Origin of the sequence: Kamptonema sp. UHCC 0994, assembly GCF_029167235.1 — a bacterium.
Lineage (GTDB): Bacteria > Cyanobacteriota > Cyanobacteriia > Cyanobacteriales > Microcoleaceae > Kamptonema.
In genome coordinates, this window is record NZ_JARFTR010000281.1 from 1 (window position 1) to 8494 (window position 8494).

Genomic DNA, 8494 nt, shown 5'->3' on the forward strand with positions numbered 1-8494 from the left:
GGCGGCGTTACGTAACTAATTTTTTGTAAATACAAAAACATCATCTCGCTGATAGCTTAACTTAAAATTAGGAGAATTTTTAAGTTGAGTTGTCAAACTAGCACCAATATCTTTAGTATCTGGCCAAGGATGGCGCAAATTCAAGACTACATACTTAAATTCAGCTAAATCTGCATTTTGTGAAATTTGTGATAGCAACTTTACTACTGGGCGATGGGTGAAATGAGGGGCGAGTCTATTATCAGTTAAAACGCTACCTTGGGGTTGCACTTGGGCGACGGCTTGTCGGGAAGCTTGCCAAGTATCAAGCCTTGTTAGATATAATAAGAAATCCTTAGATTCGCCGATAACTAAGAAAATTATTAATGACCAAATAATGATTGTTTTCGGAAATTCTAACTGGGGAATAGGAAGTCGTAACTTAAGGAGATTTATTTCTAATTTTTGGTTTTGTCTGGCTGACTTCACGGCTAGATTATCGTTATTATTAACCAATAAACTATTGGTTGCATCTGTTGTGAATTTTTGCTTGCTTATTTCTTCCTTAGCGATGGCTGCTAATAATAAAAAGGGAATTACAGGTAATGAATAATGATAAGCCATGCTGCGCTGAAATGGTACATCTGATAGAATATTTACGGCTAAGGTAGGTACTGTGCAAACTAAGGGTGTTAGATATCTCCAACCTAACTTTTTATCAGGAAAGGGAAGCAGTAACCAAATCAGGGGTAAAATTAGCAGAAACAAATATTTAATTGTATCAAGAGAAAAGATTTTACCTAAAATCAACTGTGGTTTCAGTAACAAATTGAGAATAATTTCTCTTACTGAGTTACCTAAATAAGTATAGCGCCAAACTCCTGCGGCTTCGCTGCCACTATAATAGGGAATAAGTTGCTGAGTAGCAATCAAAAACCACGCTACACCTATAATCAGGGCAATACTGCCACACAAACGCCGCTTCTCGAATAGCAGTAGCCAAAAACCCATTGCTATTACAGTTAGGGATAAGACAGCTTTGCCGCCCAAAACCCAGAGAATAGCTGCACAAAACCACAGTGGCTTATTGAGTTTTGCGGCTAAAATTGCGCCCAAAATAGCGGGTAAAGCCATTACTTCTGGGTGAAAATCAAATAAATTGGTGTTGAAAATTACTGGATAAAGGAGATAAGCCGCTGACATTGCAATCGCCTGATTTTCCTTTAAACCTGCTAAACGTGATAAAATCCAAATTGGTAAAACACCTAAAGTTAAGGCAATTGCTTGTACTAATAATAACCAGTAAACTGTTGGATAAATCTTGTACAATAAAGCTAGAGGATAGATATCCCAAGCTGCATGATTACCAAGATGATGAAACCCCAAAAATGAGGAAATGGGGGGCAAACCTTGGCTAATTAAGTATACAACTTGGTCGTAAATTCCTAAATCAAAGCCTGTTGATTGAAATAGGGCGTGCCGCAAGCTACTACACAAAAACAAAATTAGCACAGAGGATGCGATCGCCCAAACCGCAGCCGGCGGGGGGAGAAGATGACTTACCTCTATTTTCTCTGACTTGCTGCTGCTGTCCTCGCTTGAGGTTCCAAGATTTTCAGGGGGGTTTTGCATGAAGGCTTGCACTAGCTGACCACTCAACATATCATTCACTCGAACGTGCAACTAGGCAAGAGTCGGCGAGTGCTAATTTAACTCCCTGCGATCGTAATATTGGTATGACCCACCAATCATTAAAAAATTGTGAAAGCGATTACCCTTCTCGGCTCTACCGGCTCTATTGGCACTCAGACTTTAGATATTGTGGCACAGTACCCCGATCAATTTCGGATTGTGGGTTTGGCCGCTGGGCGAAATGTGACGCTGCTGGCGAAGCAAATTAGGCAGTTTCGGCCAGAAATTGTCGCCATCTCTGATGTGGATAAGTTGCCAGAATTGAAAGAGGCGATCGCAGACTTAGATCCACAACCCATTTTACTTGCTGGCGAGACCGGAATAGTAGAAGTTGCCAAATATGGCGATGCCCAAGCTGTCGTTACTGGCATTGTCGGTTGTGCCGGTTTGTTACCTACAATTGCAGCCATTGAAGCCGGTAAAGACATTGCTCTTGCTAATAAAGAAACTTTAATCGCTGGCGGCCCCGTTGTCAACCCCTTAATCGCCAAACATGGGGTGAAATTATTACCTGCGGATTCAGAACATTCCGCCATTTTTCAATGTCTTCAAGGCGTGCCTAAAGGCGGTTTACGGCGGATTATCCTAACCGCTTCTGGCGGTGCATTTCGAGATTGGCCAGTTGAGAAATTATCAGAAGTAAAAGTTGCCGATGCTTTGAAACATCCGAATTGGTCAATGGGGCGGAAAATCACAGTTGATTCTGCTACCTTGATGAATAAAGGGTTAGAAGTAATTGAGGCTCACTACCTGTTTGGTATGGATTACGATGGCATTGATATTGTCATCCATCCTCAGAGCATTATTCACTCTTTAATTGAGCTGCAAGATACCTCTGTTTTAGCACAATTAGGCTGGCCGGATATGCGTTTGCCTTTGCTTTATGCCTTATCTTGGCCTGAACGGATTTATACAGATTGGGAACCCCTAAATTTAGTAAAATCTGGAGATTTAACCTTCCGAGAACCTGACCATCAAAAATATCCTTGTATGCAGTTAGCTTATGCGGCTGGACGTGCTGGTGGTTCAATGCCTGCGGTATTAAATGCGGCAAATGAGGAAGCAGTAGCGCTGTTTTTAGATGAAAAAATTGAATTTTTGGATATTCCAAAATTGATTGAGCGGACGTGCGAAAAGCATCAAGCTGATAACTGTAACAATCCATCTTTAGATGATATCATTTCTGCCGATAAATGGGCAAGACAAGAAGCTTTAACAGGGACTAAAGAGTTAGGAGAAAGTATTGTATTTCTGCGATAATTCCTAGTGATAATTAGTAGGGTTTGTGCTCGCAAAAAAAAGTTTGTAACTTATGGCTATAGATGTTAGTCGGCGAGCGCCCACCCTACAATCCTCCTTTAAATGCCAAACAGCTTATGACAAATACCCAAGCAGAATACGACAGTCCTTGGAAAGAAATTTTAGAGCAATTTTGCGAAACGGATGTATGTTTATAATAGTCGTTTGTTTAACAAATATGACCGAAGAGTTGCCAGCATCGCTATTTTAGGAGATGAACAACGAAACTGGCGACCTAATAGTTATGAGTCTGTATGGAAAATGACTTTAGCTAGGAGATTGTTTGAACGAGGCTATACTAGAGAAGATGTCATAGGATTACTACGCTTTATCGATTGGGTAATGCGATTGCCTGAAGGATTAGAGCGGGATTTCAGAGAAGAATTCAAGCTTTATCAGGAGGAAAATCGGATGCGATATGTTACTAGCTTTGAACGACTGGCAAAAGAAGAAGGCAAGGAGGAAGGGAGCCGGGAAGCTACACTTACACTGATTCTGCGACAGCTAACACGCCGTATTGGTGCTGTTGACTCCCAAGCACAAGAGAAGATTAGGCAGCTTTCCCTAGAACACTTAGAATCGCTTGCCGAAGCACTGTTGGATTTCACAGGTACAGCAGATTTATCCGATTGGTTGAATAACCACACAAATTAAGTTACTGAGAATTATTGTAATTTATGTTGGCTCACATCTCAATTTAAGCCAACATAAATTAGTTGCAAAATTAGATAGCAAAAGTACAATAACTACCCGACAAAAGCTGCTGCTAAATCAGCAGGACTCATCTCCTCATAGCGTTCAAAAGGTTGATGAATCCAGGGATTATCGGCTAAATAATCCACATAATAATTAGGCTTCGCTACTGAACAAGCTTTGTACCAGAGGACAGCACTGCGGATTTCTTCAATCTCCGAACCATAGTGAGTGTTTAGCCAAATAATACTTTGCTCTAAACTAACACCAGAATCTACTAAATCATCAACTAACAAAACACGACTGCCTAAATTATCGGTGGTCATAGTTAAATCGCGTGAAAATTTGATACTTCCGCGCACTTGACCCCCAGGGCCACCGTAAGATGAGGTGGCTAAAATTGCCAGGGGTAAATTGTAAATCCGCGATAAAATATCACCAATCCGCATTCCACCCCTAGCAAGGCAGATAATTTGATTAAATTCCCATTGAGATTGATAAATTTTTGCTGCTAGGCACTCAATTTTCTCGTGGTACTCTGACCAAGAAACGTAAAGATCGCTCATTCCCAGTGCTATTCAGAAGGTAGAGATATATTTTAAGCATATATGGACTAATGAGGCAGACTTCTAAATAAAAACCTTAGAGTCTGCCTCTTACCGCTCGCGATGCGGAGTCAATAAAATTTATGATTGTGTTAGTTTCGATTGTTGGCTCGATCTTGGTAAGCAGAGACTATATTTGTTGCTAAATTTAATCAACTACTTTCAGCCAACCCCGGCGAACGGCGTGGAGCAGCCGGTTGATGGCAGTTTGATCTTCTTCCGTGAGAGCCTGTTCTAGGATTGCATTTCTAAGCTGTTGTCGGTGAGTCAGAGTCAAGAGACCAGAGTGATACACCTGAAAAACTAGCTCGGCAATAGTAAATTGAGGTAAAAGAGCTTGAGCCATCATTAGATTTTTCGTTGAACTCACTTTTTATAGTTTGACTGGTTTCTATACCAATTAATGTGATTGAACGCCTCTACCAAAGTGATAATTTATGGCTGAGCTAGTGATTTATATCAATATAAGTTTGTGATCGATATCAAAGGCTCGCTGTTTTGCTTAAGACTACATAGGATTTTCACAGCTAAACAAATGAAGATTAAAAAACCCGGTTGCTGGGAGCAAACGGGTTGGGGTGATTGAAAGATAATTTTTTCCGACATAGTTAATTGAGCCAATTATTTACAGCCATTGATAAGGTAGGAAAATGATAGAGATAAGAAATAATTAACTCTATTTTGCTACCTAGGAAATTAATCTAAAATCGTCACCCAACCTCGGCGAGTTGCGTGAATGAGGCGGTCGATCGCACCTCGATCGTCTTCGCTGAGAGCACATTCTAAAAGTGCAGACATTAATCCGTAGCGGTCAGTGCGAGTTAGTTTCCCGGATTGACAGACGTGATAGAACAGTTCGGCGATCGCGCGGTCAGGTGGCAGAATTTGAGCTTGCATAGTCTTGATTAGAACTCGACAAGTCTAATATCTCGCATTTTCCAACTAACCCTAGTGACTCAACTGCTTCAAGATATGTGATAGTCCTCAATTGAATTTGTGAGTTAAGTCTGCACGATCCAGTGACAAATCTTTTAATTTTTTGTGATACTGGTCACACTAAATTTCTTTGGTTTACGGGTAGACAATTTAGGAGTATCCCCTTTTAGAGGCTTATTCCTCATTCGCCATATCTTCCATTGCTTGAATTTTGATTAACAGTGCTTCCTCCTGTTCTTCAAAGTCTTCTTCGGAAACTTCTCCTAAATCGAAAGCTAGCTGTAAAGCTAATAATTGTTTGCCTAAATTTTCAGTCTCATCAAGTTCAGAATCAACCCGTTCTTGAATTTGTTCGCCAATCCACATTATGCCATTAATGGGGCCTAATAGGGGAAGAGTTAATAAATCAAAAAGCATAAGTTTTTCTCCATTTTAACTAAGTTGAGCAAAGGTATAAGGTGCAGTAAAATTGTTATAGCGAATTCGCAATCTATCGCCAAATTTTAAGTCTATCTCTTCGACGGTTTCACCAAACTTAGGTTCGCTTTCCCAAGGAATCAAAAAAGCCGCATTATAAATCATTCCTTCCCTAAGCATAGCACTTTCTATTACTTCCACAGCCAAAGAATTTAACTCGCTGCGAAATGCCTGAACTACTGTTTCCTTCCGACGTTCTAAAGCAGCCTCAATCATTTGACCAATTTGGATGATTTGATCCATACTCAGCGCTTGACCTTCCAAGGAATCCCGTTTTTCTTTTAAGCTGGGATTTGATTCCATCAATGCTTGCAATTCAACGGTAGTCTCCCAAAATACTTTAACACTAACTTCCTGCAATCCTGTTAATTTCTCAAATAATTCTTTTAGTTGAATTCGATAAGGTATTGTTAGTTGTTCTGTCACCGCCTCCCAAGTTTTTATTACCATCCCAAAACGTAGAGGTAGCAGTGTGCGGAAACCTGCGGACATTGCTTCTTCTAAAACTTTTTCGTGACTTAGTAAGTGGCGGCGCGAAGCTAGGTATTTTTCTTGTGTCGCTTGGGAATATAAGAAGGTAAAACCGTCCAAAGTTTGGCTGTAAACTGGTTGTTGATCTAGTCCTTTTAAGTTTAAATTGCAAGGGCCAGGAGTAGGGAAAATTCCGTAAAGGTAAAAGCCACAATCCATAAAGTTTGCCAAAATAAGTAGCTATATTTAATTAACGGTTAACGGTTAACTGTTAACTGTTAACTGTTAACTGTTAAGATTTAACACTTTGCCGCTGTTCTGCTAGCCGCTCATAAGCTGTGCTAAAATGAATCGTAGTAATTTGAATAGCACTCGCATCTGGTAAACTTTGGGCGCGGTAGCAGCGGATGGCTTCAACTGCGGCTTGATTGCTAAAAAGTGCTAAATCTGCACCGTTCCAACCTTCTGTTAAAGTTGCCCAATATCCCAAATCTACTCGATCTAAAGGTCTGTCTTGATTGTGTATTTCTAAAATTGCTAAACGGTTTTCTAGATTTGGTAAGTCTACCTTTAATTGTAAATCTAAACGACCGGATCTGAGTAAGGCGGGGTCGATAATTTCCGGGCGGTTAGTAGCGCCAATCAGCAGGACATTTGCGCTATTATGCAGACCATCTAATTCTGTTAATAATTGTCCCACTACGCGATCGCTTACGCCGGAATCCCCACTATGACGACCCCGCGCGGGGGCTAAACTGTCGATTTCATCGATAAATACGACGCAGGGAGAGGCTTGACGGGCTTTAGTAAATAATTCTCGCACGGCTTGTTCCGATGCGCCTATCCAACGACTGAGTAATTCTGGCCCGTTGACGCAGATAAAATTTGCCCTGGCTTGGGAGGCGACTGCTTTTGCGAGTAAGGTTTTGCCGGTTCCTGGTGGCCCCCAGAGTAAAATTCCTCGCGGTGCGATCGCTTTGGTTTGGCGGTAAAGTTCTGGATGTAATAGTGCACCTTCCACTGATTCCCGCAGAGTTTGCTTGATGCTTTCTAGTCCGCCAATTTCTTCCCAAGGGACATTTGGGGATTCTATTTCAACGCTTCGCAATACGGCGGGTTTGATTTCTTTAAGGGCCTGCAAAAAGTCGGAGTGAGTGACACTCATGGTGTCGGGAATTACTGCTTCTAATTCAGGAATATGGCGACGCAGGGCGCTATAGGCGGCTTTTTGACAAACTGCTTTTAAGTCTGCGCCTACAAATCCTACTGCTAGATCGGCGATCGCGCTTAAGTTTACTGTCTCATCTAGGGGTTGCGATCGCGTCAAAATTTGCAAAATTTCCAATCTTCCCTGACAGTCTGGTACTGGAAAATGGACTTCGCGATCGAAGCGACCCGGACGGCGCAAAGCGGGGTCAAGATGGTCGGGGCGATTCGTCGCCGCCAGCAAAATTACACCTTTTGTTTGAGCAAAACCATCCATTAAACTTAATAGTTGAGCAACGAGGCGCTTTTCTACTTCCCCTTCTACTTTACTGCGATCGGGTGCAAGGCTATCAATTTCATCAATAAATACCAAACAAGGAGCATTTTTCGCTGCTTTTTCAAATATTGCCCGCAATTTTTGCTCAGCTTCACCGTAATATTTACTCATTACTTCTGGGCCTGCGAGGGCGATATAATTCACCCCCAATTCATCAGCTAGAGCACGGGCGGTGAGGGTTTTTCCTGTTCCTGGCGGCCCCACTAATAGCACCCCTTTTGTTGGTTCTAAGCCAAGTTTTGCCAATAATTCTGGCCGTTTGAGGGGAATCGCAACTAATTCTTTAAGTTCTTTTAGGACTTTATTAAGTCCGCCTACATCTTGTAGAGAAGGGATTTGTGTAGGTGGAGTGACGCTTGGTTCTGGCCCTGTGGTTTCAGTAGAGGTAGGTTGGGTACGGATGCGGGTAGTACCGATATCCGTTTTGGGAGTTCCAGAACGGGGGATGTTACCTTGGCGGGGAATGCTACTTAGGGGACGGGTGTTAACTTGTACGTCCGCTTTGAGCTCTCCGCTTTGTATTTTTTCTTCCAGGGTTTTTGCTAGTTCTAGCAACTGATCGAAACCTTTGAATAAATCGTTCATGGCATCCTCAGCTAGCGTAGCTTCATACTAGCATTTCTGTCAGAGTTGGTTAGTATTTTGTGGCGATCGCAGTCTATCTAACTAATAATTTTTTAGGCAATTTTATCGGACTTATCTCTTACCCGCTAAAAAAGACCTAAACCCCCAAGGTTAGATTTGGTCTGTCAGGACTTACGCACGATTGTAACGCCGCCATCCTGGCGGTATTCTTACC

9 protein-coding genes are annotated in these 8494 nt (G+C 41.8%); 2 read left to right on the plus strand and 7 right to left on the minus strand.

Annotated features, from left to right (window positions below):
- Nucleotides 1-15: 15 nt before the first annotated feature.
- On the minus strand, nucleotides 16-1641 hold the full coding sequence (locus PY364_RS24930) for a DUF2079 domain-containing protein (protein WP_275570397.1): 1626 nt from the start codon (nucleotides 1639-1641) through the stop codon (nucleotides 16-18).
- Between the two features lie 99 nt (nucleotides 1642-1740).
- Here PY364_RS24930 and dxr point away from each other — a divergent pair, with 99 nt between their 5' ends.
- Together dxr and PY364_RS24940 are read left to right on the plus strand one after the other, a co-directional pair.
- Nucleotides 1741-2931, plus strand: coding sequence for a 1-deoxy-D-xylulose-5-phosphate reductoisomerase (dxr, locus tag PY364_RS24935; protein WP_275570398.1), 1191 nt, complete (start codon nucleotides 1741-1743; stop codon nucleotides 2929-2931).
- 183 nt (nucleotides 2932-3114) lie between these two features.
- Entirely contained in the window at nucleotides 3115-3624 is a 510-nt protein-coding gene (locus PY364_RS24940; RefSeq protein WP_275570399.1) for a DUF4351 domain-containing protein, read from the plus strand.
- A 92-nt stretch (nucleotides 3625-3716) separates the two neighbouring features.
- On the opposite strand, the gene PY364_RS24945 is transcribed toward PY364_RS24940, so the two are convergent.
- The 6 genes from PY364_RS24945 to PY364_RS24970 form a co-directional block, all read right to left on the minus strand.
- Nucleotides 3717-4229, minus strand: coding sequence for a phosphoribosyltransferase family protein (locus tag PY364_RS24945; RefSeq protein ID WP_275570400.1), 513 nt, complete (start codon nucleotides 4227-4229; stop codon nucleotides 3717-3719).
- Nucleotides 4230-4416: 187 nt separating this feature from the next.
- Nucleotides 4417-4617 (minus strand): hypothetical protein, encoded by a 201-nt coding sequence (locus PY364_RS24950; protein WP_275570405.1) that lies wholly within the window; start codon nucleotides 4615-4617, stop codon nucleotides 4417-4419.
- Between the two features lie 347 nt (nucleotides 4618-4964).
- Nucleotides 4965-5165, minus strand: coding sequence for a hypothetical protein (locus PY364_RS24955; protein WP_275570401.1), 201 nt, complete (start codon nucleotides 5163-5165; stop codon nucleotides 4965-4967).
- Nucleotides 5166-5378: 213 nt separating this feature from the next.
- Nucleotides 5379-5621 (minus strand): gas vesicle protein GvpG, encoded by a 243-nt coding sequence (locus tag PY364_RS24960; RefSeq protein WP_275570402.1) that lies wholly within the window; start codon nucleotides 5619-5621, stop codon nucleotides 5379-5381.
- 15 nt (nucleotides 5622-5636) lie between these two features.
- Nucleotides 5637-6371 carry a GvpL/GvpF family gas vesicle protein gene (locus PY364_RS24965; RefSeq protein ID WP_275570403.1) on the minus strand — a complete coding sequence of 245 codons (735 nt, stop codon included), beginning with the start codon at nucleotides 6369-6371 and terminating at the stop codon, nucleotides 5637-5639.
- Nucleotides 6372-6444: 73 nt separating this feature from the next.
- Nucleotides 6445-8280 (minus strand): AAA family ATPase, encoded by a 1836-nt coding sequence (locus PY364_RS24970; protein WP_275570404.1) that lies wholly within the window; start codon nucleotides 8278-8280, stop codon nucleotides 6445-6447.
- Nucleotides 8281-8494 lie beyond the last annotated feature (214 nt).

Excerpts from the sequence above, each read along its gene's own strand:
- PY364_RS24930 (WP_275570397.1), bottom strand. The coding sequence starts at position 1,641 with ATGTTGAGTGGTCAGCTAGTGCAAGCCTTCATGCAAAACCCCCCTGAA.
- PY364_RS24940 (WP_275570399.1), top strand. The coding sequence starts at position 3,115 with ATGTATGTTTATAATAGTCGTTTGTTTAACAAATATGACCGAAGAGTT.
- PY364_RS24945 (WP_275570400.1), bottom strand. The coding sequence starts at position 4,229 with ATGAGCGATCTTTACGTTTCTTGGTCAGAGTACCACGAGAAAATTGAG.
- PY364_RS24950 (WP_275570405.1), bottom strand. The coding sequence starts at position 4,617 with ATGATGGCTCAAGCTCTTTTACCTCAATTTACTATTGCCGAGCTAGTT.
- PY364_RS24955 (WP_275570401.1), bottom strand. The coding sequence starts at position 5,165 with ATGCAAGCTCAAATTCTGCCACCTGACCGCGCGATCGCCGAACTGTTC.
- PY364_RS24960 (WP_275570402.1), bottom strand. The coding sequence starts at position 5,621 with ATGCTTTTTGATTTATTAACTCTTCCCCTATTAGGCCCCATTAATGGC.
- PY364_RS24965 (WP_275570403.1), bottom strand. The coding sequence starts at position 6,371 with ATGGATTGTGGCTTTTACCTTTACGGAATTTTCCCTACTCCTGGCCCT.
- PY364_RS24970 (WP_275570404.1), bottom strand. The coding sequence starts at position 8,280 with ATGAACGATTTATTCAAAGGTTTCGATCAGTTGCTAGAACTAGCAAAA.